The sequence below is a fragment of the Acidobacteriota bacterium genome, assembly GCA_039030395.1.
Classification (GTDB): domain Bacteria; phylum Acidobacteriota; class Thermoanaerobaculia; order Multivoradales; family JBCCEF01; genus JBCCEF01.
The window spans coordinates 21573-47916 of record JBCCEF010000030.1 but is presented as its reverse complement, the minus strand read 5'-3'; the positions used below and the strand labels follow the sequence as shown (position 1 = coordinate 47916).

Sequence of the window (26344 nt, the reverse complement as noted above, 5' to 3'; positions counted from 1 at the left end):
TCGCCAAGAATGCGCTCGCGAAGCTTCTCTTCGTAAAGTTTGTCGTCATTTTCAAGCCAGGTCTTGATTGGCAAGTCTACGGCGAAATCGGCACGCATGCGCTCTTCAAGTCCGCTTACGTCCCACATTTCTTCAAGAGACTGTGGCGGAATGTACTCATCGACAACACTTGAAATAACGTCTTCACGAATAGCCGCGATAGTCTCGCTAATATCGCCTTCATCAAGAAGCTCATTACGCTGTTCGTAGATAACTTTACGCTGGTCGTTAGCCACATCATCGTATTCAAGCAACTGCTTACGAATGTCGAAGTTACGACCTTCTACTTTGCGCTGTGCATTCTCGATGGCGCGAGTTACCCACGGATGCTCAATGGCTTCACCGCGCTCCATACCTAAACGCTTCATCATGTTGCCCATTTTTTCAGAGGCAAAGATACGCATAAGTGCGTCGTCTAATGAAAGGTAGAAACGGCTTGAACCCGGGTCACCCTGACGACCCGAACGACCGCGAAGCTGGTTATCAATACGGCGAGACTCGTGACGCTCTGTACCAATAATATGTAAGCCACCTGATGCAAGCACGGCATCGTGTCTTTCTTTCCACTCAGCCTTAATCTTTTTAATTTGCTCTTCAGTTGGATTTTCAATCTTTTCTACTTCTGCCTGCCAGTTACCACCTAACACGATATCGGTACCACGACCTGCCATGTTAGTCGCAATCGTAACCGCGCCTGGCTTACCAGCTTGGGCAACGATATCAGCTTCGTGTTCGTGGAACTTAGCGTTAAGCACTTTATGAGGAATCTTCGATTTCTTAAGAATACGAGAAATGAGTTCTGAATTCTCGATAGACACAGTACCCACAAGTGTAGGTTGACCGCGTTTAACGCACTCTTTAATGTCTTCAACAATGGCTTCGTATTTTTCTTCTGCCGTTAGGTAGATGAGGTCAGCCATATCTTTACGCTGCATAGGACGGTTTGTCGGGATAACTACCGTTTCTAAGCCGTAAATATGGTTAAATTCGAATGCTTCTGTATCGGCAGTACCTGTCATACCCGCAAGCTTGTTATACAAGCGGAAGTAATTCTGGAAGGTAATTGACGCAAGGGTTTGGTTTTCGTTTTGAATACGAACCCCTTCTTTCGCTTCTACAGCTTGGTGCAGACCTTCAGACCAGCGACGGCCTTCCATCGTACGACCCGTATGCTCGTCAACAATAACGATTTGGTCTTCTTTAACGATGTAGTCTACGTCTTTAGCAAACAACTTGTGTGCACGAAGCGCAGCGTTAATATGATGAAGCAGTGAAATATTACCTGCAGCAAACAGCGACTCGCCTTCAGGCAGCATGCCCTCTTGTTGAAGAATTTCCTCAACGTGAATTTGACCGCGCTCGGTAAGATGAATTTGTTTTGCCTTAAGGTCAATCGTGTAGTCACCATCGCCCTCTTGGCCTTCTTCATCCTCTTTTTCTTGCTGAACAAGTTTAGGAATAATGGTGTTGATGCGGCGATATAGCTCTGAGCTATCTTCGGCCTGACCAGAAATAATAAGTGGTGTACGGGCTTCGTCGATAAGAATTGAGTCAACTTCATCCACTACCGCATAGTTAAGCGGGCGCTGTACGCGGTCTTGTGGGCTAAATGCCATATTGTCACGAAGGTAGTCAAAACCAAATTCGTTGTTCGTACCATAGGTTACGTCAGCTTGATAAGCTTCACGCTTTTGCTGCGGCGACATACCAGGCACGTTACAGCCCACACGCATACCTAGGTAAGTAAATAACTGGTTACTCCACTCAGCATCACGACGAGCAAGGTAATCATTCACAGTAACAACGTGAACCCCTTTGCCAGACAAAGCATTAAGGTAAGTTGGCAAGGTAGCAGTTAGCGTCTTACCTTCACCCGTGCGCATTTCTGAAATTTTACCTTGGTGAAGTACTTGACCGCCTAGCATCTGCACGTCGAAGTGACGCATACCGTAAACCCGTTTACTTGCTTCACGCACGGTAGCGAAGGCTTCTACAAGAATATCGTCAAGACACGCAGCAAAACCCTGCCCTATTTTGTGTCAGATAAAAATCTCATCCTGCAAATGACCAAAGAACTCCTTTATCAGGAAAACCTTCAGAATTCGGTTAGGTTGCTTGGAATTTCGCTGGCCAATCTGAATACAGAAAAAAAGAAAACCGAACCTAAAGAAGATTCGGTTTCCATTCAATTAAAATTTGATTTTTAGAAGGCCTGCCTCATCATCAAGGCCTTCAATTTTCTACATATTATGGGTGCTTACTCAACTACAAGTGTATTATCAGTAGCCGTTGGGTTTAAAGGACAGAAATATACATACTCTCCTTTTTCCAAATTTGTTGGCTTAGACCTTTGAGTCTTTCCAGTAGCAACAGCTTCTGTCACATAGGCCGTCTGGATATGATTCTCCGGCTTGCTGATGTCTTTTCCTTTTTCTACCAGAACAAATCCAACATCATGTCCCACATTGTTATTGTGGATCTCGAAGACATAGGTGCCAGCCTTTACAGTAAGCTGTTTTTGAGTGAACTCACCGGGGGTTTGCTCAAGGCTGATCACCTCTGCCTTGTCTTTCATCATTTTGGCATCCTTCATCATTTTGTCCTGGGCATTTCCGCTTACCAGCGCTCCAAGAGCCAATACCAATACTGCTAATACTTTTTTCATTTTTAGATATTTAGATAGTTTATAATTATGCTTCTACAGATTCAAGTGGTTGCGCCGCTGGAAAGTCAACGGGTACCTGGGTAGTTTTATGTAGGTAGTTAGAGATGGTCTTATCTCCAACCAATACGATAGTATCGATAAGGTTTTCCTTGGTCCAACCGGCTGCAAAGAAGTTATCCAATACGTCCTGGCTTGCAGCTCCCCTGTTTTGGGTAAGGTTTCTTGCCAGTCTGGCCAGAGCGTCAAGTTTATTGTCAAAAGATGCTGCACCAGCTCTTAGTTCAAGCACTTGCTCGTCTGTAAATCCGTTCATTTTCCCTATAGCGGTATGGGCGGCTAAACAATAATCACAAGCGTTAACTTCACTTACAGCGAGGTTTACTACTTCTTTTTCTTTGGCTTTCAGGGATGTCTTGGCATTTGAAAGAGCGAGGTAATTTGCAAGGGCGTTCTCTGAATATGCGTAAGTGGCCCAACACTTGATCGATGTCGGCCACCGTGTGGTCGGCGCACACCTGGAAGCGAATCTCCTCTTCGCCGCGCGGAACCACCGGATAGGCCAGGCCGGTGGCGAGCACGCCGTGGTCATAGAGGTGGCGCACTAGCTCGCCGGTACGCACCGTGTCCCGCACCAGCAGCGGCACCACCGGGTGAGGGCCGGGGATCACCTCGAAGCCGAGGCCCACCAGCCCACGCTCGAAGCGCTCGGTGAGGGAGCGCAGGTGGCTTAACAGCGCTCGCCCCCGTTCGCTGTCCAGGATGTCGAGGGAGCGGGTTGCCGCCTGGGCTTCGCCGACGGTGATCGGGTTGGAGTAAATGTAGAGCGGCGCCGACTCCCGCAGAAAGCCGACGACCGCCTCGTTCGCCGTGACATAGCCGCCGTTCACCCCGAAGGCCTTGCCGAGGGTGGCGATCAGGACGTCCGCCCGGGCGTCGGCGTATTCCTCGGTGCCGCGGCCGGTCTCGCCGAAGGCGCCGGCGCCGTGGCTGTCGTCCACCACCACCACCACGTTCTCCGGAAAACGCTCGTCGAAGCGCCGCGCCAGCGCGACGATCTCGGCCAGCGGTGCGTGGTCGCCGCGCATCGAGAAGATGCCGTCGGTCACCAGCAGCACCCGCTCGGCTTCGGCCCCGGCGGCCTTCTCGAGGGCGCGCTCGAGGTCCTCCATGTCGTTGTGGGCGTAGATCGCTTTGCCCTTCGGGCGGGCCATGCGCATGCCGTTGATGATGCAGTTGTGGTTCAGCTCGTCGCTGACGATGAAGGTGCCCGGAGTGGTCAACGGCACCAGCACGCCGACCACCGTGGCGTAGGCGGAGCTGAAGATCATTGCCGCCTCGCGGCCGTGGAAGCGAGCCAGGCGCGCTTCGAGTTCGAGGTGCGGTCGGTAGGTGCCGCTAATGAAGCGCACCGCTCCGGGACCGGCGCCGAAGCGGCGGGTCGCCTCTTCCTCCGCCGCCATCACCTCGGGGTCGAGGGAAAGGCCGAGGTAGGAGTTTGAATTCATGCGCAGGAACGGCCGGTCCCCCTCACCTTCGAGCAAGAACCTCGGTCCGTGCTCGCCGACCGCCGGCAGGACGTCCACCACCACCGTCTCGGCGCCCTTGGCGGTACCCGCTTCGGCGAGGCCGGCAACGTGCTGGTCGAGGGCTTGGGATAGTCGATCGAGGGGCATGAACGGTCTCCTGAGGTCGGGAATAAGGGCGGACTGAGATCTATCGGGTGTTCGCGGCGGGCGCGGACAACCTCGCGGCGAGATGTTCGAGCATGTCGGCGGTCATCGCTTCGAGGTCCCATCGCGGTTGCCAGCCCCACTCGTCGCGCGCCGCGCTGTCGTCGAGGCGGCGCGGCCAGGAGTCGGCGATGGTCTGCTTGCGCTCGTTCACCCGGTAGCTCAGCTCGAAGTCTGGGCGGTGGCGCCGGATCTCCGCCGCCAGCACTTCCGGCGTCAACTGCATTGCGGTGATGTTGAAGGCGTTGCGGTGGGTCAGCCGCTCGGAGGGTGTTTCCATCAGCTCAATGGCCGCCCGCACGGCGTCCGGCATATACATCATGTCCAGTTGAGTGCCAGCGCGCAGAAAGCACTCGTAGCGATTGTGGGTGAGGGCCTGGTGGAAGATCTCCACCGCGTAGTCGGTGGTGCCGCCGCCGGGGTCGGCGGCCCAGGAGATCAACCCCGGGTAGCGGACGCCGCGCACGTCGAGGCCGTAGCGCTGGACGTAGTAGTCGCACAGCAGTTCGCCGGCCACCTTGCTGACGCCGTAGATGGAGGTAGGCCGCTGCAGGGTGTCCTGGGGGGTGGGATCCGGCGGCGTCGACGGTCCGAAGGCGGCGATGGAGCTGGGCACGAAGAGGGCGGCGCCCGTCGCCCGCGCCACCTCCAGGGCATTGGTGAGGGTACCGATGTTGATGTTCCAGGCGCGTTGCGGGTCCTTCTCGCCGGTGGCCGAGAGCACCGCCACCAGGTGATAGATGACCGTCGCCCGGTGCTCCCGGGCGATCCTTCCGAAGCGTTCCAGGTCGGTGCCGTCGAGGCGTCGGTTCGGGCCGTCGACGGCGGCGCCGGAGAGGGTGCGGATGTCCGTCGCCAACACCGCGTCGGCGCCGTACCGCCGGCGTAGGGCGGGAACCAGCTCTGAGCCGAGCTGGCCGGCGGCGCCGGTGATCAGGACCCGGCGGTCCTCGCTGGTGGTCACGAGCAGCGGCCCCCTCATTCGAGGCCGGCGCGCGGGTCCCATGTCATCGAAGTCCATATCGTGCCTCTCCGGGGAATCGAGCGAAAAACTCGCCAGGAGTATACCGATGCAAATCTAGTCCGCCCCGGCGCGGATCCCTTCGGCCCGCTCGGCTGCCGTTCGGATGCAGTCGGCAATGGACACGCCGGAGCGCCAGTTGCCGAGGAGATGAAGATTCGGGACGTCTCTTTCGACCCCATCGGCCACCTGCAGAAAGCGCTGGTGGCCGAGTTCGTACTGCGGAATACCCGGCCGCCAGCGGCGCACTCGCGAGAAGGCCGGTGCGGCGCCGATGCCGAGGACCCGGTCGAGATCCGCCGCGCTGCGCTCGAGCAGCTCGGAGTCCGAGAGCTCGACGGCCGCCGGGTCTGTCCGTCCGCCGATGAAGCAGGAGAGCGCTACATGCCCCGTCGGCGCCCGGTGCGGAAAAACGCTCGACGGGAACAGGCAGCCGAGTATCCTCAGGTCGCCGTTCCGTGGGGCGAGAAAGCCGAAGCCGTCCAGAGCGTGGTCGACGTGGCGCCGCGCGAAGCCGAAGGAGATCACCGCCACGGAGCTGTGGGGAATCTCCCGCAGGGCGGCGGCGTCCGCGCCGGGGATGGGTTCGAGCAGGTCGGCGGTGGGGCTGGCCGGCAGGGCCAGTAGGACGTGTTCGGCCGCGATGGCGAAGGCGCAGCCGTCCGCCTCTCCCCGCACCCGGAAGCCGGAGGCGCGGCGCTCGATGGTGAGCACCCGGTGGCGGCGTCGCACGGCGTCTCCGAGGCGTTCCGCCAGGCGTTCCGTCAGGGCCTCGAGGCCACCGGCGAAGCTGATCGGGTGACGCGATCCGGCGCCGCCGCTCCGCGCCGCCATCAGGCCTTTCACCAGGCTGCCTTGGTCGCGCTCCAGGCGAAAGACCTTGGGCAGCGCCCAGCGCACCGCCAGGCGCTCCGGATCGCCGGCGTAGATGCCTGAAAGGAACGGCTCGACGACCCGTTCCAGAATTTCGCTCCCGAGGCGCCGGCGAACGAAATCCGCTACCGATTCATCAGGCTCCCCAATATCCGGCGGGGTGGGGGCCCACGGCTCGCGCAGCAGGCGAAACTTGGCGGCGCGGCTCAGAACGGAGCTGCGCAGCAGGCCCAGCGGGTGGCCGGGAACAGCGACCAATCCGCCGTCGAGCCACAGGTAGCGACGTCGGGCGGTGGGGTCCGCGGCGAGCCGTTCTGTCGCCAGCCCGGTATCCCGCAACAGGGAGGCGACGGCGGGGTCGCTCTCCAGCAGGGTGTTCGGACCCTGCTCGCAGCACCAGCCCTCGTGGTGCAGGGTCTCGAAGGTGCCGCCGACCCTCTCGGCGGCTTCGAGCAGCACGACCCGCCGGCCGGCTTGCTGCAGGCGAAAGGCGGCGGTGAGGCCGGAGATGCCGCCGCCGACGACGATGGCGTCGGCGGGGGAAAGGTCGGTCGCGATGGGGCGAATTCCTTCGGAGTCAGTCGCTCTCAGTCGGCTTCGAAGTCGAGTTGCGTGTCCGCCGGCAGCGCCTCGATGGCAATGAGCTGGAAGGGCGGATCGCCGTCCCAGGTCACCTCAAGGGTGGCACTCACCCTGTCGCCGCGCTGGAAGGCGTCGAGGTTCACAGACTCGGCCACCGGAAAGGGCATGGTCATGGTCGGCATGCCCACCACGTCGCCCTCGATGCCAACGAAGTCCGGAATCGCCTCGTGGCGCAAATAGAGGGCCGAGGCCACTTCGCTCTGGCCGGGCATGGAGCGAATCTCGCCGCGTACCTGATAGATCTCTCGCCGCTGCGACGACGAGTCCGCGGCCTCCGGCTCATCCGGTCCACAGGCGATGGCGAAGAGGGCGAAAAGGCAGCTAGCGACGACCAGCAAAGAGCGTTTCATGGGCGATTCCGGAGCGCGTGAAAGTGGTCTGGGATGAGGCCCTTTCGAGCGCTGATCGTACCATTTCGGGATTCCCTTAGCGGCTGTCCAGAGGGTCCAGTTCGCGGTGAAGTTTGTGAGAGGATGAGGTGAAGTTGCGGCCATTCTTTGCGGATCCTCGCTTTCGGTGGCCCACAAAACGGGTCAGCACCCCGCTTCCGAACCCGAAGGGTGAGGCGGCAGCATAGCTGCCGTGGATGGGTTGAGCCCGAAGAGCGAGGGGCGGACCGCGGGCGGGCGCCCAGCCCCCTAACGAAAATCAGCTAGCGCGATCGCTGAAATCATGCGCGATGCGCAGTTCAGCGCTCTGCTAGCGGCGGAGGTGTACAAGGATGAATCCGTTGCGACAGCTCACGGAACTCGGACAAGCGGTCTGGCTGGACTTCATCCGGCGCAAGATGCTGCAAGACGGCGAACTGGCGCGGCTGGTCAAGGAAGACGGTCTGCGGGGAATGACCAGCAATCCTTCAATCTTCCAGCAGGCGATCGGCGGTAGCGACGACTACGACGAGCAACTCGCCACGATCCTGACCGCCGAGCCGAGCACCACGGCGACAAGGCTGTACGAGGCTCTGGCGATCGAGGACATTCGGCAGGCGGCGGATCTGCTGCTCCCGGTGTACGAGGGAACCGGCGGCGACGACGGCTACGTCAGCCTGGAGGTGTCGCCCTACCTGGCGCACGACACGGAAGCCACCCTCGAAGAAGCGCGCCGGCTGTGGGCGGCGGTCGATCGGCCCAACCTGATGGTCAAGGTGCCCGGCACCGCCGCCGGTGTGCCGGCGATCGAGGCGCTGACCGCCGACGGCATCAACATCAACGTCACCCTGCTCTTCGCCCTCGCCGATTACGAAGCGGTGGCCCAGGCATACGTCCGCGGTCTCGAGCGCTGTACTGCGCCGGAGCGGGTGGCCTCCGTCGCCTCGTTCTTCGTCAGCCGGGTCGACTCGGCGGTCGACGCCCAGCTCGAGTCACTGGCCCAAGGCGCGCCGGGCCATCCCAAGAGCGAAGCCGCCCGGGCGCTCCTCGGCACCACCGCCATCTGCAACGCCAAGCTGGCCTACCGGCGCTTCGAAGAGATCTTCCGCGGCGACGCCTTTGCGGCTTTGGCGGCGCGCGGTGCCCGGCCGCAGCGAGTGCTGTGGGCCAGCACCAGCACCAAGAACCCGGCCTACCGGGACGTGCTCTACGTCGAGCAGTTGATCGGATCGGACACCGTCAACACCCTGCCGCCGAAGACCCTGGCGGCCTTCCGTGACCACGGCGAAGCGCAGGAAACGTTGTCCGAAGACGTCCAGCAGGCGGCGGAACGGATCGCCGCGCTGAAGATTCTCGGCGTCGACCTCGATGCCGTCACCGATCGCCTTCAGGCGGACGGTGTGGCCGCCTTCGCGCGCTCGTTCGACGACTTGCTGTCCGCCGTCGAGCACAAGCGCCGGGCGGTGCTCGCTACTCGGGTTCCAGTGATGGCCCTGGATCTCGGCACCGCCCAGGGCCACCTTCACCGGCGGTTGCAGGACTGGCAGGACGAAGGTTTCGGCCGTCGCCTGTGGCTGCGCGACCCGACGGTCTTTGGCACGGACTGGGCGCCGGAACTGGTCGATCGCCTCGGCTGGCTGGCGCTGCCGGACTCCATGCGATCGCGGGTGCCGGAGATCACGGCCTTCGCCGACGAGGTCCGGTCCGAAGGCTTCCGCCACATTCTGCTTCTCGGTATGGGCGGCTCTAGCTTGGCGCCGGAAATGTTCCAGTCGGTGTTCGGTAACGCCGGCTCCGGGGGGGAACGTTGGCCGGCCCTGACGGTGCTCGATTCCACCCATCCGCGGGCGGTGGAGAGCGTCCTTGACTCCCTCGACCTGGCGCGAACCCTGGTGGTGGTGTCGAGCAAGTCCGGTTCGACTCTGGAGACCGATTCGCTGCGCCGGATCCTGTGGCAGCGCATCGAGCGGGCCGTCCAGACGCCAGGCGACCGGTCGCCCGGCATGCACTTCGCGGCGATCACCGATCCCGGTTCGTCCCTCGGCGCCCTGGCCAAGGCGCACGGCTACCGCCATCTCTTCGAGTCCCCGCCGGATGTCGGCGGCCGCTACTCGGCCTTGAGCCCCTTCGGTCTGGTGCCGGCGGCGCTGATCGGAGTGGACATTGCCGCTCTGCTCGACGGCGCGCGGGCGATGGCCCTGGCTTCGGGACCGGATCGGTCGGAGTTTGACAATCTCTCCTTGATCCTCGCTGCCGCCCTCGTCGTGGCCCATAAAGAGGGGCGCGACAAGCTGACCCTGCGCACCTCCCCCGGTCTTTCCTCGCTGCCGGACTGGCTGGAGCAGCTCGTCGCCGAAAGCCTTGGAAAGGACGGAAAAGGCATCCTGCCGGTGGCCGGCGAGAACGCTCCCGAGGCGGCGGACGATCGTCTGTTCATCGCCTTTTCCCTCGCCGATGAGGACGAGCCCGAGGTGCCCGAGGGCGCGCCGTTACTGCACATCGGTCTCGACGACGCCTCGGGCCTGGGAGCGGAGCTGTTCCGCTGGGAGTTGGCGACGGCCGCCGCCGGAGCCGCCCTGGGTGTCCAGCCCTTCGACCAGCCGGACGTCCAGCTCGCCAAGGAGATGGCGAAGCAGGCGATGGCCGGCGGCGGCGATGTCGCCGATCACCCGCCGACCCTGACCGGCGACGCGGCGAGCCGGCGCTCGGAGGTGGAGAGCTTCCTCTCCGGCGGGGACCACCTGGTGATCCAGGCCTTCTTGGCGCCGACGGACGACGTGGCTCAGGAGGTGAGCCGACTGCGGGAGCTGCTGGCGAAGCGCTTCGGGCGGCCGGTGACCGTCGGCTGGGGGCCACGCTTCCTCCACTCCACCGGGCAGCTCCACAAAGGTGGCCCTGAGCGGGGGCGCTACCTGCAGTTGGTCGACCAACCGGCCGTCGACCTGCCGGTGCCCGGCACGGACTTCGATCTCGCCCGCCTCGTCCGCGGCCAGGCGGACGGCGACGCGGCGGCGCTGCGCCACCGCAACCGGCGAGTGCTGCGGGCGGATCTCGGGGCCGACGCCGTCGCTGCCCTGCGAAGTCTGCGGGAAGTCCTGGCGGAGGCCGAGACCGCCGGCACAGCCGTCTCTTGAGCCATCGGGCGGACTCCGCCTCCCAGCCGATGATCGACCGCATCGTTCTCGCAAAAGATGCGGCGGCCGCTGCCCGGGCCGCCGCAGTGCACATCGCGGAGCACCTGCGCCGAGCGGTTGCAGAGCGCGGCGAAGCCTCCTGGGTGCTCGCCGGCGGCAGCACTCCGCTGCCCCTCTACCGCTCTATCGCTGCCGAAGAATCAGTGCCCTGGCGGCAGGTCACCCTGTGGTTCGGCGATGAGCGCTTCGTGCCGCCGGACGACCCCCACAGCAACTACCGCTCAGCGCGCGAAGCCCTGCTCGGCGGCCTGCCGGAAAGGCCGGTGGCGGTCCATCCGATGGTGCTGCCGAAGGAAGCGCAGTCACCGGATGGCGCATTTTCCGTCCAGCGCTATGAGGATCTGCTGCGGCGGTGGAATCGACCCTTCGACGTGACTCTGCTGGGTCTCGGCGCGGACGGCCATACGGCTTCGCTGTTTCCCGGCGCCTTGCCGCCGGAGGATCACCATCTGGTAGCGCAGGCGGAAGCTCCGGCCGCGCCGCGGGCGCGCATCACCCTCACCCTGGAGGCCCTCCGGCGCAGTCGAGGGATAGTCTTTCTGGTCACCGGGGAAGGCAAGGCGCCGGCCCTCCGCCGGGTGCTCGCCGCCCGGCCCGAGGCTCCCGACTGCCCGCCGGCAGCACGGGTGTGGCCGGCGTCTGGACCGATGTCTGGGTCGGTATCCGGGGTGCGGCGCTGGTTCGTCGACCTGCCGGCGCTGGTGGGCGCTTGACGGTTTCTCAGGCCACGCCGGCCGCGTCGGCGGACGGGCGGCGGGCGGCACGGAACCGGAAGATGGTGCGCGGGGTCAGGGAGGAAGCGGCGGCGGCGAGGAGGCCCAAGGCCAGGAACACCAGATCCACGGCGACGGTGGAAGGCGTCGTCACCGGCGAGGTGAACAGGTCCACCGACGCCGCGGCGCCGAGGGAAACGGCGACGGCGAAGCCGCCCAGGCGCGCGAGGGCGAGCCCGTCCGGCACCACTAGGGCGACCAGCAGCACCACGACCCAGGTGGTCCAGAAGACCGGCGCGACGGCTGCCAAATCCAGCCGGCTCGCGGCGATGGCGAAACACGAAGCGACCACCAGGCCGAGGCCGACTCCGAGGTGTGCTCGGCCAAGGCGAATGTACAGCCTCTCGCGCCAGCTTCCGGGGACCGCGGCGGTGCGCCTGCGAGCGTGCCACAGCATGGTACCGCTGAAGATGCCGAGGGACAGGGCGAGGCCGGCGATCAGGTAAATCACCTTGAGGGCGATGCCGCCAAACAGGCCGTAGTGGAGGGGCTGCACCGATCCGAAGAGTCGCGTTCCGAGGCCGCGTTCGGTGAAGCTGCCGACGTGGATGGTGCGGCCGTCCACCAGACTGAGGCGGTGCGACTCACCGGCCGCGAGGTGGCGGTAGGGAGTGCGCTCCAGATTGACGCTGAGTTCCGCCGTTTCGTCGCCCCAATGACTGATCAGGAAACTGCGGGTGGTAAATCCCGGTTTTGCGGCTTCGAGTTCCGCGATGAGCGGCGCGACGGGCAGCATCGGCGCCTCGACCCCGGTGGCTTCGAAGTGCGGTCCGGAAAAGGCCTCCGTCGCCTGTTCGACATCGCCGCCGAAGGCGCTCAGGACCATCACCGGCGCGAACAATCCCAGGAGTCCGATGACCGCGCCGGTGAAGGCCATGAACAGACCGAAGATCAGGCTCCACACCCCGAGCTGCTTGTGGATGTCGCTGAAGGTCAGGCGCAAGCTGGGCCGCCAGCGCAAGAGAAACAGCTCTTTGATCAACTTGGGGTGAGCCATGGCGCCGGAAATCAGCGACAGCATGAGGAAGATCCCCAAGAAGCCGACCAGATAGCGGCCGAAGGGCCGCGGCAGGTGCAGATCCGTGTGCAAGTGGGTCAGGAAGGCGAAAGCGGTTTCGCCCTCGGCTTCGGTGATCGTGCCGTCGGCGGGATCGATGTAGATACGGTCGACATGACCGTCGCCAAAGGCTCGTGCTTCGATGGAGGTGCTGCGCGCCGTCGGCAGCAGGATGAAGAAGTCGCGCTCGTCTCCGAGATGCTCGAAGACGCGGCTCAGGGTGTCATCCAGATCGACGTTCGCGGTACCGGCTCCTTGCGAGCGAGCCGAGGGACGCTCCCAGTCGACCAGCTCGATCTCGAAGAGGGCCAGGGTGCCGCTGAAGCAGCACACGAAGAGGGCCAATCCCGCCAGAATACCGAGCCAGGAGTGGATGTCGTAGAACAGGCGGACGGCCCGGCGGCTTAGGCGGAAGGGGCCGTGACGCTTCACGATAGCAGCCCCATCACGTCGAGGGTCAGGAACAGAGCGAACGGAATGAGTGCTCTCGCCCAGGCGCGTAGGCCGCTCTGGGCGAAGAGAATCCACAGGATCGACAGCGGCCAGATCAGGGTGAGCACCATGCCGCCCAAGAATGCTTGGTCGAGGCCGTCGTGGCCGGGCACATAGATCGTCACGGCGACGCTGGCGGCAAAGGCGAGAAGGGTGCCGCCGATCACCCCGGCGGTGATCCTCCCTAGCCATCCGCTCTCACCAGCTTCGCCCGCGCTCCGCGGCGCAGGCCGCCGCTTCTTTCCGGCCTCGGCCGCCGACCCGTTGCCTGGGTCGGCCGGGTGGCTGCTGTTGACTGCGTGAGACGTGTCCATGTCTGCCATCTCCGACTTCTCTTCCGTTCGTGCGGCAGTCAGAGCGCCGTCACAGGAGCCACAATATCGCAGCGCCTCCGAGGAGTGCAGCCGACGCCCAGGACGCGAAGGTGGGCCGCCAGCTCACCAGCGCCGTCGTACCGATGGCGACCAGGGTTAGGAGAATGACGAACCATCCCAACCCCACTTCCCAGCCGTAGCCGAGGATGAAGCCGACGACCGTCAGGGCGAAGAGCGCCGCGCCCGACCATCCCAGAGCCGGCCCACCATCACCCCGCACGCGGCTCGCCCACAGGCAGCAGGCCGCGGCCAAAACGCAGGCGAGAACCGGAAGCTCAAACATTGGCTACCCGCTCAGAAACGCAGAATGAGCTGGAGCAGCCCCTGGCGCGGGTTGCCGACCTTTCCCAGAGTGCGGCCGTCGACGTTGCGAAAGGCGGTGATGGCAAAAGTCTCGTCGGTGACGTTCTCGAGGCTCGCGAGCACCGAGAAGCGGGCCGTCTCGTAGCCGCCTCGCAGATTCACCAAAGTGCGGCTATCGGCGACCAGATCCGGATCGTTCTCCACGCTCGAGAACGCTTCCGACTGATAATTCACGTCGCCGTGGACGAACCACCCGTCGAGGAATCGATAGTTGGCTCCCGCCGCCGCCGTCCACTCCGGCGCGAGGGAGAAGCGATTGCCGCTCAGCACGCCTTCGGAAGCGCTCTCGAACTCCGTGAATTCGGTGTAGGCGTAGCCGAGGGAACCGTAGACGTCCCAACTGCCCCGGGCACGGTAGCGCAGGTCCGCCTCGGCGCCGTAGATCTTCGATTCCCCGGCGTTCTCCGTCAGAAAGTCGAAGGCATTGTCACTTTGCTGCACGTTGACCTGCTGATCCGTCCAGTCGCCGTAGTAGAGATTGGCGTTGAATACCAGCCGGCCATCCGCCAGAAGAGAGCGCAGCGATGCCTCGATCAGATCGAGAGTTTCCGGGTCGTATTCGTTCTGGCGGCCGGTGAGGCTGAGTTCGGCGCCGCCGGCGCGGTAGCCGCGCTTGTAGAATAGGCCGGTGGTCACCGCCTCGCTCCAGTCATAGCTGAAACCAAATTCCGGCAGGAAGGCGTCGTACTCGGTGTCCGTCTGGGCGGTGCTGGTGCCGACCTGCGCCAGCAGCACCGCGTTCACCGCTTCGATGGCGCCGGCGATCTGCGGCGGCAGGCCGCTGGTGTCCGGCAGGGGCGTCAGCAGCGAGGTGCCGGTGGTCTGGTCGGAAGTCTGCTCTTCGAGATCGTAGCGCACGCCACCGAAGACGGACCAGCGGTCACCGAACTGTCGATCCCAACGGGTGAAGGCGGCAAAGTTGGTGGTCTGGATGTCGAAGGGACTCTGCAGTCCAACGCCGATGATCTCGGGATAGAAAGGCAACAAGATCGAGGGAATGCCGAGGATGGCCGGCGCCAGGGAAACCTCGCCTAGAGTCTGTCCGTCGCTGTCGACTTCGGTGTAGTACACCCCGCTCACTCCCCGCACGGCGCCGCCGGAGTATTCGAATCGCACGTCCTGCGCCCAATTGCGGTCCGTCGAGTCGCGGCCGCGGAAAGCGTTGTCGCCGCCGGCGCTCTGGTCGTCATCGTCGAACCTGCGGTACTCAGCGTCCAGGAAGGAGGTGATCGAGCGCACGCTCCAGCGATCACCGAGACTCCAGCTCAGGTCCGATGAGAGCACCACCGAGTCGTTCTCTTCAAAGTCTTCGAGATTCGAGAAGTTGAGCCGCTCGTCGATGCGGGAGAGATCGACGATGTCGTTGCCGCGCCGGGTCTCGCCGTACTGAGCCGTTAGCAGCCACGAGACATCCTGGCGCCCGGTCGGGCGGTAGAGGTACTTGCCGCGCAGGGTCAAGTTCTCCCGCGCGTCGAAATCGTCCTCGCCGCGGGTGGGGTTGTTGACGAAGCCGTCCGAGTTCCATGACTCGGCGGTGATGCGCAGCGACGAGTTCTCGCTCAGCGGCTCGTTGACCATTCCCGCCACGCTCCAGGTGGCCTCTTCGCCGAGACCCAAGCGCCAGCGGCTCTGGCGGAAGTTCACCGGTTCTTGGGTTCGCAAAACCACGGCACCGGCCAGGGCATTGCGGCCGACATTGGTGGTTTGCGGACCGCGCAGAATCTCGATCTGGCTGACGTCCCACAGATCCATCGGACCGAAGCGCTTGGCGAAACCGGTCAGGGCCACGCCGTCCACGTAGTAGCTGCCCAGTTCACCGGACCCGCCGGTGCCGACGCTGTTGTGGTTGATGCCGCGGATGCCAAAGCCTTCGCCGTTGGCGATCTGGTAGGCGTTGGCCGTCTGGTTGAAGACATCCTCGAGCTGCTCCATGCCGGCATCCGTCAGATCGTCCGACCGCCAGACGGCGACGCTCTCGGGCGTGTCCTGAAGGGTGTCCGCTAGCAGTTGGCCGGTGACCAAGATGGCGTCTTCCACGGCTGGCTTTGGCGCTGTTTCGTCCTTCTTTGCTTCGGCGGCCTCAACCTCCTCGCTCGCCGTTTCCTCGATCGCTTCAGCGAGGAGAGGGATGGGAGAACAGGCGAGAACGATCGAACCGGCGAGAAATAGCCGGCAGACGTGCGAGGTCATCATGATTCGATTTCCTTGCAGGCGGTTTAATTGGGTGCGCAGTAACGCTGGACGAAAAGCGCGATCGGCGCTAGCGCGAGTAAAACTCGATGACCTGCTGCACGTCGCACATCACTGGAATCTCCTCCCGCTGAGGGAAGCGTTCCAACTGGATGGATAGGCCGTCGGGGTCGACGGTGATGTAGTCAGGGGTCGTACCGCCGCTTTGCAGCGCTTCGCGGATGCACAGCATGCGCTGGCTGCGCTGACGCACTCGGATCACGTCTCCGGGACGCAGAGCATGGCCGGGCCGGTTCGACGGCCGGCCGTTGACCTCGAGATGTCCGTGGGCGACGTACTGACGAGCGGAGTAGATCGTGCGCGCGAGATTGCCTCGCAGCACCAGGGCGTCCATCCGCACCTCGAGCAGGGACACCAGGCGGTCCGCCGGGTTGCCCTTCGCCCGCATTGCGCGGGCGAAATATCGCCGCATCTGCTTCTCGCTGACGTTGTACTGGGCGCGCAGGCGCTGCTTTTCGAGCAACTGTGCCTTGTAGCCGCTGACCCTGCGTCGGCGAGGGCCCGCACCGTGTTGGCCGGGAGGGTATGGCTTGCGCTCCATAATGCGCGCTGCCTTCGGGGTGATGGCGATTCCCAGCGCTCTGGAGAGGCGGACTTTGGGGCCGGTGTAATTCATGGCTATAACTCCTATCGGCAAACAGGCGACGGACCCTCGCAGGTGGAGGTCAGTGAGAACGACAGCATTCCGTGCGCCGAAGACTGGGTAGTTGGTATTTCCAATCCGTCCGTGGATCGTCGAGTTCGAAGGCCTTTGGGGTCGTGCTCGGGTGCACCCGTTGGGCGCCTTCTCTCTATTGAGATTACTTCTCAATAAGCATGGAGATATTCTGTACCGTTTTGGTCCGGTTTGTCAAAAACAGTAGAAACGCTACAGTCGCAAGGATTCTGACGATCTGCAATCTGCCATCAGGGCCTCGACGCGCTCCGGTGGGCGAGTCGTCAAGCTCACCGCCATCGTGACGGCGAGGCTTGAGAAAAAGGCCGGAATCAATTCGTAGAAGCCGCCGAGGGGGGCGGTCAACTTCCAGACGATGGTCACCGCGGTGCCGACGACCAGTCCGGCGATGACTCCGGCGCGAGTGGTGCGCCGCCAGTACAGCGCGAGGATGGACGTCGGTCCGAGGGCCGCCCCCAGGCCGGCCCAGGAGAATAGCACAAACCAGAACACCAGGTCCCGAGCCAGCAGCCCGAGTACCAGGGCCAGCACCACCAGCAGGAGTACCACCGCGCGGGACATCTGGACCAGCCGTTTCTGGGGCACCTGATGGCCGCGCTGGAGCACCTTCTCGTAGCCATCGCGCACCACCCCGGAAGCGGCCACCAGGAGCTGGGAGTCCGCCGTCGACATGATCGCCGCGAAGATCGAGGCGATCACCAGGCCGAAGAGGAACGGGTGGAGAAGCTGCTGGGCGAGGGCCGGGTAGAGGTTCTCCGTGTCGCCGGCCACCAGCATTTCGGCCCTGGGGAAGTACACCCGACCGGCGAGGCCGATGAAGATCGCGCCGCCGGCCATCAACACGTTCCACAGGGTGCCCACCACCGCCGCCGTGCGTAGCTGCTCGGCGTCGTCGATGGACATGAAGCGGGTGAGGATGTGCGGGTTGCCCGGCGAACCGAGGCCGATGCCGAGAAAGCCCAGCAGGGTGCCGACGGCGATCGCCGTGGGATCCGTCAGCGCCGGGTCGATCGCCCGGAGCTGGTCGAGCACTGCCCCCAGGCCTCCCGCTTCGGCCACCGCCAGGACCGGCAGCACCACCAGCGCCAGCAGCATCAACACCGCCTGCATCAGATCCGTCAGGCTGACCGCCAGGAAGCCCCCGAGCACCGTGTACAGCAAGATGATGACGGCGGTCAACAGCACCCCCTGGGTCGGCTCCAGGCCGAAACCGGCCGAGAAGGCCTTGCCGCCGGCGACGAACTGGGCGGCGACGTAACTGACCAGGAAGATCAGGATGATGGCGACCAGCAGCAGGCGGAGGAGGCCGCTCCGGTCCTCCAGCCGGGCAGCGAAGAAATCCGGCAGGGTGACGCAGTCGTGCACCTCGCTGAATTGCCGCAGCCGCCGGCCATAAGAGAGGAACAGGAACAGCTCCACGCTGATATAGCCCACCACCGCCCACAGTGCCGAAGCGCCGCGCACATAAGCCAGGCCGGTCATCCCCAGGAGCAGCCAGGCGCTGCGGCCGGAGACCACCGCCGACAGCGCCACCACATAGCGGTTCATGCGCCGCCCGCCGACAAAGAACTCCGAGATGCCGGCGGAGGAGAAACGCGATGAGAAGGCGCCGATGACGACGACCGCCGTCAGATACAGCACGAAGGCGGCAACGGCGGCACCGCTCTCGGTCACGGCGCTCGCCGGATCGGCGGACGTGGCGGCGGCGAGAAGCACCGGGGGCTAGCTCTCGTCCGCCTCGTTCTGGTCGGAATCGCTCTCATCGTCGCTCAAGTGGGCGTCGAAAAAGGCGAGGGTCTTCTCCCAGGCGTCCTTCGCCGCCTGCGGCGCGTAGCGGCTGCCGGAAGGGTTGGCGAAGGCGTGGTTCGCGCCTTCATAGAGGTGGATCTCGGCGACCTTTCCCAGCTCGTCGAGGGCTGCCTCGAAAGCTTCGACCTGGGCCACCGGGATGCCCCGGTCTTCGGACCCGAAGATGCCGAGGATCGGAGCGGTGAGCGGCGCCAGTCGTTTCTTGTCGGTCACCAGGCGGCCGTAGTAGATCACCGCCGCGTCCAGCTCGCCGGGCAGCAGCAGGGCGCTTTCGAGAGACCAGGCGCCACCGAAACACCAGCCGATGGAGCCGGTGCGCCCGGCGCCGCGGCCGGTCAAAAAGGCGTGCGCCTGGCGCAGGTTCTCCTGCGCCCGCTCCGGCGACTCCATCGCCGCCTGCATCAGCGCCCGGGCGCCCTCCGGGTCCTCCGCCATCTGACCGCCGTAGAGGTCCACCGCCAGGGCGCGATAGCCCTGCTGGGCGAACATTCGGGCCATCGTCTCGATGTTGTCGTTGAGGCCCCACCACTCGTGGATCACCAGCAGGCCGGGCGTGTCGTCCGCGGCGCCCAGCGGCTCGGCGAAGTAGCCGGTTACCTCGGTGCCGTCGACCGTCGCATACACCGGCTGGGTGGTGGTGATCTTCCGGGTCGTGTCCGCCGCGCGGCCCGCGTCACCGGCGACCGGAGTGTCGCCGTCGTGCTCTTGGGCCATGCGGGCAGCGTAGTCATCGCTCGAGTCGTCCGCGGCGCTGCCGCCGCAGCCTGCGCCGAGCAGCAGGGCCATCGCCAACGGCGGGAGATAGAGAGTCCAACGCAGGCCAAGGTGGCCGGTGAGAATTCGATTCATCAAAGGGTTCTCCTCAGTGGTTCGAGTCGGGGGGATGCTACCAGCGGTGAGCCCGCGGGAAGATTGGCGGAGGGTGCCGGGTTGTCTTCTCCGTGGGGTACCATGCCCGTGCCTGAGGGGGCATCCGTGCCGGGGGCTAGGTTGCTCCTCACGGCGAAACCGTTCCCCCTGGGCGTCGTATATCTTGATGACTGAGCCGCCGTCCCTTTCTCGGTTTTCGACCGTCAACGATCCGAACCCATGACCGACACCCAGGCCCAAACCTCCGACCTTCCCGAACCGGCGGCGCCGACCGCAGAAGCCGGCGAGAAGCCCAAGGCCTCCGGCGCCCGCGGCTTCTGGCACGAGTGGGTCAAGCCCTTTCTGATCGTCCTGTTGGTGGTGTTCTCCTTCCGCTCGGCGGTCGCCGACTGGAACGACGTACCCACCGGCTCCATGCGGCCGACCATCCTCGAAGGGGAGCGGATCTTCGTCAACAAGTTGGCCTACGACCTGAAGATCCCTTTCACCCGCGTCCGCCTCGCCGAGTGGAGCGATCCCCAGCGCGGCGACGTGGTGGTCCTCTACTCGCCCAAGGGCGAACGCAAGCGGCTGGTCAAGCGGGTGATCGGCGTACCCGGCGACGAGGTGTCGATGGTCCGCGGGCGCTTGCGCATCAACGGCGAAGTGGCCTCCTACCAGCGCTTCGCGCCAGAAGACCACGAAGGCGCCCTCGGCCTCGAAGTCGGAGCGCTGGTCGCCGACGGGCGCGTCCTGTGGGAGTCCATGGAAGACCTCGACCGCCACCCGGTCATCTGGCGTCAAGCCCCCGGCAGTCCCCAACAGCGCAACTTCGGGCCGAACATCATCCCCGAAGGCCAGTACTGGGTGATGGGCGACAACCGCGACAACAGCAGCGACTCCCGCAGCTTCGGCGTGGTGGACCGCAACCTGATCGTCGGCGAAGCGACGGCGGTGGTGTTCTCGCTCGATCCAGAGCGGAGCCGGCGGCCCCGGTGGAGCCGGTTCTTCCTCGGCCTACCCTAAAGCTGAAAGAAGCGCCGGATCTGCCCGCATCTGCGGCGTCTTCGGAACCCGAGTCATCCTCGGCGTACTACCTGTACGCCTGCGGTGCCTCGGAACCCGCTTCCTTGCATCTACAGACGGCTTCGGCGTTCTTCTGAATTCGGCTGACTAGTCGTTGCTGTGAGCCGTCTGTGCGGGAGTTGACAGGCGTGATTGGTACAGTTAGAAGGCTATAAGATGTTGCCGCATCGGCGAAGGATGCACTGAGACCTTCGTATTACTGAGCTGTAGGCGTCTGAAGGAGGGATATTCTTGACTGATACAAAGCCGTGTTTCGTCATCGCACCGATTGGCGACTCGGAATCGAGCATCCGCAAGCGTTCGGATCAGGTCCTTAAACACATTATTAGGCCAGCAGTTGAAGAATGCGGATATAGCGCCGTCCGGGCGGATGAGATCGATCGTCCTGGCCTGATTACCAGTCAGGTAATTCAGCGCGTTGTGAGCGACCCACTTGTGATTGCTGATCTCACTGATCGGAACCCGAACGTCTTCTACGAACTCGCGATCAGGCACGCGATTCGGAAGCCGCTGGTGCAAATTATTAAGAAGGGAGAGCGGATACCCTTCGATGTAGCCAATCAAAGGACGGTCCAGGTAGATCACCACGATCTTGACAGTGTGGATGCCGCAAGAAAGGAGATTGTGGCGCAAGTCAAGTCGCTCGAAGCGGATCCGACGGAATTGGAAACCCCCATCTCCGTTTCTTTGGACCTACAGATGCTTCGGCAAAGTGAGGATCCTGAAGAACGCTCCCTAGCGGAGCTGGTGAGTGTGTTGACAGAAGTTCGTAGTGGGCTTGCCAAGGTAGAAGCGAAACTCGGTGCGGGTGATGAAGATGGGGTGCTCGAACAGATCCAATTCAGCCTCAGTGAGCTTCCTGAGCGGATTCAGGAATTTGGCGAGGTGGGAAGGCTTCGGCGCAAACATCGTTTGTATCCAGGAGCGATTCGTGAGCTTGCGCATCTTACTCAAGGGAGATCGCGTGGCCCCGGTGGGCCGATAGGAATTCTAATTGTGGCAAGCCTTGTCAAAGATGACTTTCCTTGGCTGTATGAACTCGGACTGGAAGCCTACCGAAAGGCGTCTCGGGGGCATACGAAAGCGGCCGAGGAAGCGGTGGCAGAATTCCGGGAAACGATGGATCTTACCCTCCGAGGCCCATATCTGCGGGACCTGGGAGCCTCCCATAGCGACTACCTCTTTGCTCGTGAAGAGCTACCATTTCTTTTGAAGGAAGCTGTCGAATTGTGGAGATCATCCAAGGGCTAGTCCTCGGATGGGGCAAGGTTTCACAGCTCCCCAAGAACATAGTGCCGATTGGGATCCGTCGGTCCCGTCGCAACTTCTCGCAGAATCCCTTTCTCGACCAACCCCCTGAGATCGCGCTGTATAGTCCGGCGACTGGTTTCCGGAAACAGTTTCTCGAGATAGCCCACGGTCAGGCGCTGGTTCGCCAGAACCTGGTCCAAGGCCGCGACCTGGCGGGCGTTGAGGCCGCGCTCCGCTGCGATCACATCGGTGCGGATGGCCGCCTCGCCGCGCGCTCTGACTTCGGCGAGCTGGGTTGCCAGCCCTTCGACGAAGTAGCCGAGCCAGCCGGTCAGGTCCATTCCTTGTTCGCGCACGCCTTGGAGCGCCTGGTAGAAGGCGGTGCGGTCGCGGTCGTAGAACTCGCTCAGGGTGAACAGGCGCTTGAAGTCGTAGCCGGAGCGGTACAGGCAGAGGGTGGAGAGCAGCCGGGAGGTACGTCCGTTGCCGTCCAGGAACGGGTGGATGTGCACCAGTTGGAACTGGGCGATGCCCGCTACGAGGACCGGGTGAACGGCCTCTTCTTTCCGCAGCCAGCGCACCAACTCGGCCATGGCCGGGGCGACCTCCGAAGGTGGCGGGGGGGTGTAGATCACTTCGCGGGTGGTGCTGTTGACGACGTAGTTCTGGATTGTCCGGTAGGCGCCGGGGCCTCCCTCGCCGCCCCGTACCCCTTCGACCAGCCGCTTGTGGATTTCCCGGATGAGGCCCTCGGTGATTGGCTCGCCGCTGCCGAGGTAGTCGGAAACCAGGGCAAAGGCGTCCCGGTAGTTGAGCAGCTCGCGCGCGTCGTCCTGCTTCGCCAAGGCGACCTCGCCGCCGCTCCACAGGCGCTCGGCTTCGTCGAGGGTCAATTCGGTGCCTTCGATGTGGGTGGTGTGGTGGGCTTCGAGCAGCAGCGCCCGCTGGCTCATGCGCCGCACCCACTCTTCCGAGAGCGTTGCCGCTTCCAGGAAGCCGCGAGCCCGCTCGATCGACGTCAGCCCTTGGGTGATGGCGTTGGTGATCGTGAACCTGGGGGAAAAGCTGCTCATGGTGGGTTGCCGGCTCGTGCTTCATCCAGTCGTGGGCTATCAACGATGCGAGAACCCACCGCTCGTATGTCACAGCTTGTCACAGCTCGATGTCACAGCTTGTCACAGCTCGATGTCAGAGCTTGAGGCGATCCGCCGATCTGGGGTCGCTTTCTTGGGTGCCCGGCCCACGGGGAGTGCCCCATGAGCCGGGTTTCATGCTGGAAGGAAAACCTACGCCAGAACCGCCTCGATCCGCTCCAAGGCCCAATCCAACTCTTCCTGGGTGATGGTGAGCGGGGGGGCGATGCGGATGACGTTTTCGTGCGTCTCTTTGCACAGTACGCCGCGGTTCTGGAGTGCTTCGCAGAACTTGCGGGCGCCGCCGGCGGCTGGGGTGAGTTCGATGCCCACCCACAGGCCCTTGCCGCGGATTTCGTGCACGTGCGGTGAGTTCATGGCCCGCAGCCGATCCATCAGGTACCGGCCCAGGCGGGCGGAGTTTTCGATCAGGTCTTCGTCCACCAACACCTGGAGGGCGGTGCGGGCGACGGCGGCGGCCACCGGGTTGCCGCCGTAGGTGGAGCCGTGGTCGCCGGGGTGGAAGACGCCCATCACTTCGTCGTCCGAGAGCATCGCGGACACCGGGTAGAGGCCACCGGAGAGGGCCTTGCCGATGATCACCACGTCTGGCCGGATGCCTTCGTGCTCGAAGCAGAACATCTTGCCGGTGCGGCCGAGGCCGGACTGGATCTCATCGGCCATCAGCAGCACGTTGTGCTGGGAGGTGACCTCCCGCAGCTCGCGCAGGAAGCCTTCCGGCGGAACGATGATGCCGCCTTCGCCCTGGATCGGCTCGATCATTACGGCGGCGGTGTTTGGGCCAATCGCCTGGCGCACGGCGTCGATATCGCCGTAGGGCAGGATCTTGAAGCCCGGGGTGAAGGGGCCGAAGCCTTCCTTGTACTGGTCTTCTGAGGAGAAGCCGACGATGGTGGTGGTGCGGCCGTGGAAGTTTTGGTCGAAGACGAGGATTTCCGCCTGGTCCTGTTCGACGCCCTTCACCGTGTAGGCCCACTTGCGAGCCGCCTTGATCGCCGTTTCCACCGCCTCGGCGCCGCTATTCATCGGCAGCACCTTGGCGTAGCCGGTCAGCTCGCAAAGGTCTTTGTAGAACAAGCCGAGCTGGTCGTTGCGGAAGGCGCGCGAGGTGAGCGCCACGCGGCTCGCCTGTTCGACCAGGGCGGCGACGATCTTGGGATGGCAGTGGCCCTGGTTGACGGCCGAATAGGAGGCCAGGAAGTCCATGAACTTTTGGCCTTCGACGTCCCACACCCAGATGCCCTCGGCGCGGGTGATGACGACATCCAAGGGGTGGTAGTTGTGGGCTCCGTAGTGGTCTTCGAGGGCAATCAATTCGGTGCTGCTGAGGCCGGGCGCGGTCTGGATGGGGGCAGTGGTCATGGGTGAAAAGTCTCCGTGTCGTCGGTCAAAGTTCTTGGCCGCTTGTACCATAGATCGAAGGCCCGTTGCCAGAGCCATTGCCGGGGTTGTGGTTGGGGCCACTGCCCGCGGTGACCACAGGCCGCCCTGGAGAGTCTTCCGGCCGCCGCGCCGAAATCGCCGGGACCCCTTTCTTTCCAGCCGTTTCGAGATACAATCGCTCGAACCTTCGGCCCGACTCGGGCTCCCCTGAACGAAGGATTCGCTCCCGCGTTTCGAGTGCCGTGCGGTCTCCGGCGCCGGGAGTCGCCCGCCTCCATGCTCATGGTCGAGCCTCGGCGGCGCGCGCCTCGGTGTCGTTGCCGGGTGATGGGGAGCCGGGAGATCTCGCATGCCCCTTGACGACAACAAAGACTATCCAGGCCGTGAAGACGTGAACATCCCCACGCCGGCGGCGGAACCGGAGCCGGAGAAACCCGTCGGTTTCGGCTATCTCGGTCTCGAACCGGAACTGTTGCAGGCGGTCGACGATCTCGGCTTCACGCAGCCCACGCCGATCCAGGCGGACGCCATCCCGCCGGCGATGGAGGGCCGCGACGTACTCGGCGCCGCGATGACCGGCAGCGGTAAGACGGCGGCTTTCCTGCTGCCGATCCTGCAGCAGCTCCTGGCCCGGCGCCGGGGAGTGACCCGCGGCCTGGTGCTCACCCCCACCCGCGAGCTGGCGGCGCAGGTCGAGCAACATCTACAGGATCTCGGCAAATACACCGATCTGACCGCCGCAGTGATCCACGGTGGCGTCGCCTTCGAGCCCCAGGAGCGCGCCATCCGGCGCGGTTTCGACATGATCATCGCCACCCCGGGGCGGCTGCTGGACCATCTGCGGCGGCCCTACGGCCACCTCGACGAGGTGGAGTTCCTAGTGCTCGACGAGGCGGACCGGATGCTCGACATGGGTTTCATTCCGGACGTTCGCCGTATCCTCGGCAAGATGCCCGCCCGCCGCCAGACGATGCTGTTCTCGGCCACCATGCCGGGGCCCATCGCTTCGCTGTCGCGCGAACTGCTGCGCGAGCCGGCGACCATCAACATCGAGCGCAAGGCGGCGCCGGCGACGGGCATCACTCAGGCCGCCTACTTCGTGCGCCACGCCTACAAGCCGGCGCTGCTGCTGCACCTGCTGCGCCACGGCGGGATCGACAACGCCCTCGCCTTCACCCGCACCAAGGACCGGGCGGACCGCCTGGCGAGCTACCTTTCGAACCACGGCGTCAAGGTGACGGCGATTCATGGCGACCGCTCACAGGTGCAGCGCACCCGTGCTCTGGAGGCCTTCAAGAAGGGCAAGTTCCGGGTGCTGGTGGCAACGGACGTGGCGGCCCGCGGCATCGACGTGGAGGGGCTGTCCCACGTGATCAACGTGGACGTGCCGGCACAGCCGGAGGACTACATCCACCGCATCGGCCGCACCGGACGCCAGCAGGCGACGGGTGACGCGATGACCTTCGTGGCGGCGCGCGAGCTGGCGGATCTGCACGCCATCGAGCGGGCGATCCGCTCCAAGCTGCCGCGCATCCAAGTGGAAGATTTCGACTACGACAAGGGTCGTTCGAAGCTCGACGATCCGCCGGCGCCGAAGGCCGTAGCGAAGCCTCCGGTTCCGGTGTCCGCCGCCGAGCCCGTTGCGCCGAAGCCCCGGCCGTCGACACCGAAGACTGCGGCCTCGCCGCCCACCCCGCAGCCGTCTGCGCCACTGGCGGCGGAGACGCCGGCGCCGTCGCTCGCCTCCGGGAACTTCGACAACGAGGTACCCGCCGAGGCGCGGGAGGCGGAGATCGCGCCGGTGGAACCGGCGACGGACGATCGCACCGAGGTGCTCTACCGCTTCGCCAAGCGCTGTGCCTGGCGGCGCGGGGATAAGGTTCCGCTGCGGCCGGCCGCGCCTCAGCCGGCCGCGCCTCAGCCGGCCTCGCCGCCGCCTGCACCGAAGCCGGCTACGCTTCGATCGGCCGCACCTCAGGCGGCCCCACCTCAGGCGGCCCCACCCGCGCCGGCTGCCGCCAGGCCGGTTTCTCCCAAACCGTCTGCACCCCAGCCGGCGCCGGCCAAAGCAGAATCGTCCGAACCAACCCCACCTCGGCCGGCCGCACCTCGGCCGGCCGCACCTCAGGCGGTCCCGCCTCAGCCGTCTGCACCTCAAGCGGCCTCACCTGGGCCGTCGGCCAAGGCGCAGCGGAGACCGCGTCCGGAACGCTCGGAGATCCTGGAGCGCTATCGCTCCATGCGCCGGCGTCAGCGAGGGTAGCTTCGTTGCCCGACAAGCCTTCTGGGGAATGG

19 protein-coding genes and 3 pseudogenes are annotated in these 26344 nt (G+C 63.9%); 6 read left to right on the top strand and 16 right to left on the bottom strand.

The annotated features are described in order from the left end of the window. Window positions 1-2075, bottom strand: a pseudogene (gene secA, locus AAF481_19090) (preprotein translocase subunit SecA). Here secA and AAF481_19085 point away from each other — a divergent pair. Further along, window positions 2043-2246: pseudogene (locus AAF481_19085) on the top strand (DNA polymerase IV). The pseudogenes secA and AAF481_19085 overlap by 33 nt on opposite strands. Before the next feature lie 50 nt (window positions 2247-2296). Here the strand turns inward: AAF481_19085 and AAF481_19080 are convergent. From AAF481_19080 to AAF481_19055, 6 genes and pseudogenes are all read right to left on the bottom strand, one after another. Continuing rightward, window positions 2297-2704, bottom strand: a complete 408-nt coding sequence (locus tag AAF481_19080; protein MEM7483275.1) for a cupredoxin domain-containing protein — start codon at window positions 2702-2704, stop codon at window positions 2297-2299. Window positions 2705-2729: 25 nt separating this feature from the next. After that, window positions 2730-3179, bottom strand: a pseudogene (locus tag AAF481_19075) (carboxymuconolactone decarboxylase family protein). Then, on the bottom strand, window positions 3067-4377 hold the full coding sequence (locus tag AAF481_19070) for an aminotransferase class I/II-fold pyridoxal phosphate-dependent enzyme (GenBank protein ID MEM7483274.1): 1311 nt from the start codon (window positions 4375-4377) through the stop codon (window positions 3067-3069). Before AAF481_19070 ends, AAF481_19075 begins: the two are co-directional and overlap by 113 nt. A gap of 40 nt (window positions 4378-4417) precedes the next feature. Further along, window positions 4418-5398 carry an NAD-dependent epimerase/dehydratase family protein gene (locus tag AAF481_19065; GenBank protein MEM7483273.1) on the bottom strand — a complete coding sequence of 327 codons (981 nt, stop codon included), beginning with the start codon at window positions 5396-5398 and terminating at the stop codon, window positions 4418-4420. Between the two features lie 114 nt (window positions 5399-5512). Further along, a complete protein-coding gene (gene hemG, locus AAF481_19060; GenBank protein MEM7483272.1) occupies window positions 5513-6856 on the bottom strand; it encodes a protoporphyrinogen oxidase in 1344 nt (447 codons plus the stop codon). Window positions 6857-6915: 59 nt separating this feature from the next. Beyond that, a complete protein-coding gene (locus AAF481_19055) occupies window positions 6916-7320 on the bottom strand; it encodes a copper-binding protein (protein MEM7483271.1) in 405 nt (134 codons plus the stop codon). Window positions 7321-7691: 371 nt separating this feature from the next. Between AAF481_19055 and AAF481_19050 the strand changes: the two genes are divergently transcribed. Then, complete coding sequence (locus AAF481_19050; protein MEM7483270.1) at window positions 7692-10472, top strand: bifunctional transaldolase/phosoglucose isomerase; 2781 nt, start codon at window positions 7692-7694, stop codon at window positions 10470-10472. Continuing rightward, entirely contained in the window at window positions 10469-11245 is a 777-nt protein-coding gene (pgl, locus tag AAF481_19045) for a 6-phosphogluconolactonase (GenBank protein ID MEM7483269.1), read from the top strand. The genes AAF481_19050 and pgl overlap by 4 nt, the downstream gene beginning before the upstream one ends. Before the next feature lie 7 nt (window positions 11246-11252). On the opposite strand, the gene AAF481_19040 is transcribed toward pgl, so the two are convergent. The 7 genes from AAF481_19040 to AAF481_19010 all read right to left on the bottom strand — a co-directional run bounded on the left by AAF481_19040 (window position 11253) and on the right by AAF481_19010 (window position 19175). Then, window positions 11253-12794 (bottom strand): PepSY-associated TM helix domain-containing protein, encoded by a 1542-nt coding sequence (locus AAF481_19040; GenBank protein MEM7483268.1) that lies wholly within the window; start codon window positions 12792-12794, stop codon window positions 11253-11255. Continuing rightward, a complete protein-coding gene (locus AAF481_19035) occupies window positions 12791-13168 on the bottom strand; it encodes a hypothetical protein (protein MEM7483267.1) in 378 nt (125 codons plus the stop codon). Before AAF481_19035 ends, AAF481_19040 begins: the two co-directional genes overlap by 4 nt. Window positions 13169-13217: 49 nt before the next feature. After that, window positions 13218-13511, bottom strand: a complete 294-nt coding sequence (locus AAF481_19030) for a hypothetical protein (protein MEM7483266.1) — start codon at window positions 13509-13511, stop codon at window positions 13218-13220. Between the two features lie 11 nt (window positions 13512-13522). After that, window positions 13523-15784, bottom strand: a complete 2262-nt coding sequence (locus AAF481_19025) for a TonB-dependent receptor (GenBank protein ID MEM7483265.1) — start codon at window positions 15782-15784, stop codon at window positions 13523-13525. A 67-nt stretch (window positions 15785-15851) separates the two neighbouring features. Then, window positions 15852-16457 carry a 30S ribosomal protein S4 gene (rpsD, locus tag AAF481_19020; protein MEM7483264.1) on the bottom strand — a complete coding sequence of 202 codons (606 nt, stop codon included), beginning with the start codon at window positions 16455-16457 and terminating at the stop codon, window positions 15852-15854. Window positions 16458-16709: 252 nt separating this feature from the next. Continuing rightward, a complete protein-coding gene (locus AAF481_19015; GenBank protein MEM7483263.1) occupies window positions 16710-18233 on the bottom strand; it encodes a sodium/proline symporter in 1524 nt (507 codons plus the stop codon). Window positions 18234-18239: 6 nt separating this feature from the next. Continuing rightward, window positions 18240-19175 (bottom strand): dienelactone hydrolase family protein, encoded by a 936-nt coding sequence (locus tag AAF481_19010; protein MEM7483262.1) that lies wholly within the window; start codon window positions 19173-19175, stop codon window positions 18240-18242. Between the two features lie 240 nt (window positions 19176-19415). On the opposite strand from AAF481_19010, the gene lepB reads away from it, so the two are divergent. Beyond that, a complete protein-coding gene (lepB, locus tag AAF481_19005; GenBank protein ID MEM7483261.1) occupies window positions 19416-20201 on the top strand; it encodes a signal peptidase I in 786 nt (261 codons plus the stop codon). A gap of 291 nt (window positions 20202-20492) precedes the next feature. Further along, window positions 20493-21512 (top strand): hypothetical protein, encoded by a 1020-nt coding sequence (locus AAF481_19000; protein ID MEM7483260.1) that lies wholly within the window; start codon window positions 20493-20495, stop codon window positions 21510-21512. A 20-nt stretch (window positions 21513-21532) separates the two neighbouring features. On the opposite strand, the gene AAF481_18995 is transcribed toward AAF481_19000, so the two are convergent. Next, window positions 21533-22585, bottom strand: coding sequence for a Fic family protein (locus tag AAF481_18995; protein ID MEM7483259.1), 1053 nt, complete (start codon window positions 22583-22585; stop codon window positions 21533-21535). Window positions 22586-22798: 213 nt separating this feature from the next. After that, a complete protein-coding gene (gene rocD, locus AAF481_18990; GenBank protein ID MEM7483258.1) occupies window positions 22799-24028 on the bottom strand; it encodes an ornithine--oxo-acid transaminase in 1230 nt (409 codons plus the stop codon). A gap of 370 nt (window positions 24029-24398) precedes the next feature. On the opposite strand from rocD, the gene AAF481_18985 reads away from it, so the two are divergent. Further along, window positions 24399-26312 carry a DEAD/DEAH box helicase gene (locus AAF481_18985; GenBank protein ID MEM7483257.1) on the top strand — a complete coding sequence of 638 codons (1914 nt, stop codon included), beginning with the start codon at window positions 24399-24401 and terminating at the stop codon, window positions 26310-26312. Window positions 26313-26344: the final 32 nt, after the last annotated feature.

Excerpts from the sequence above, each read along its gene's own strand:
- rpsD (MEM7483264.1), bottom strand. The coding sequence starts at position 16,457 with ATGAATTACACCGGCCCCAAAGTCCGCCTCTCCAGAGCGCTGGGAATC.
- AAF481_18995 (MEM7483259.1), bottom strand. The coding sequence starts at position 22,585 with ATGAGCAGCTTTTCCCCCAGGTTCACGATCACCAACGCCATCACCCAA.
- AAF481_19070 (MEM7483274.1), bottom strand. The coding sequence starts at position 4,377 with ATGCCCCTCGATCGACTATCCCAAGCCCTCGACCAGCACGTTGCCGGC.
- AAF481_19050 (MEM7483270.1), top strand. The coding sequence starts at position 7,692 with ATGAATCCGTTGCGACAGCTCACGGAACTCGGACAAGCGGTCTGGCTG.
- AAF481_19030 (MEM7483266.1), bottom strand. The coding sequence starts at position 13,511 with ATGTTTGAGCTTCCGGTTCTCGCCTGCGTTTTGGCCGCGGCCTGCTGC.
- lepB (MEM7483261.1), top strand. The coding sequence starts at position 19,416 with ATGACCGACACCCAGGCCCAAACCTCCGACCTTCCCGAACCGGCGGCG.
- AAF481_19080 (MEM7483275.1), bottom strand. The coding sequence starts at position 2,704 with ATGAAAAAAGTATTAGCAGTATTGGTATTGGCTCTTGGAGCGCTGGTA.
- AAF481_19010 (MEM7483262.1), bottom strand. The coding sequence starts at position 19,175 with ATGAATCGAATTCTCACCGGCCACCTTGGCCTGCGTTGGACTCTCTAT.
- AAF481_18985 (MEM7483257.1), top strand. The coding sequence starts at position 24,399 with ATGCCCCTTGACGACAACAAAGACTATCCAGGCCGTGAAGACGTGAAC.
- rocD (MEM7483258.1), bottom strand. The coding sequence starts at position 24,028 with ATGACCACTGCCCCCATCCAGACCGCGCCCGGCCTCAGCAGCACCGAA.
- AAF481_19025 (MEM7483265.1), bottom strand. The coding sequence starts at position 15,784 with ATGATGACCTCGCACGTCTGCCGGCTATTTCTCGCCGGTTCGATCGTT.
- AAF481_19035 (MEM7483267.1), bottom strand. The coding sequence starts at position 13,168 with ATGGACACGTCTCACGCAGTCAACAGCAGCCACCCGGCCGACCCAGGC.
- AAF481_19055 (MEM7483271.1), bottom strand. The coding sequence starts at position 7,320 with ATGAAACGCTCTTTGCTGGTCGTCGCTAGCTGCCTTTTCGCCCTCTTC.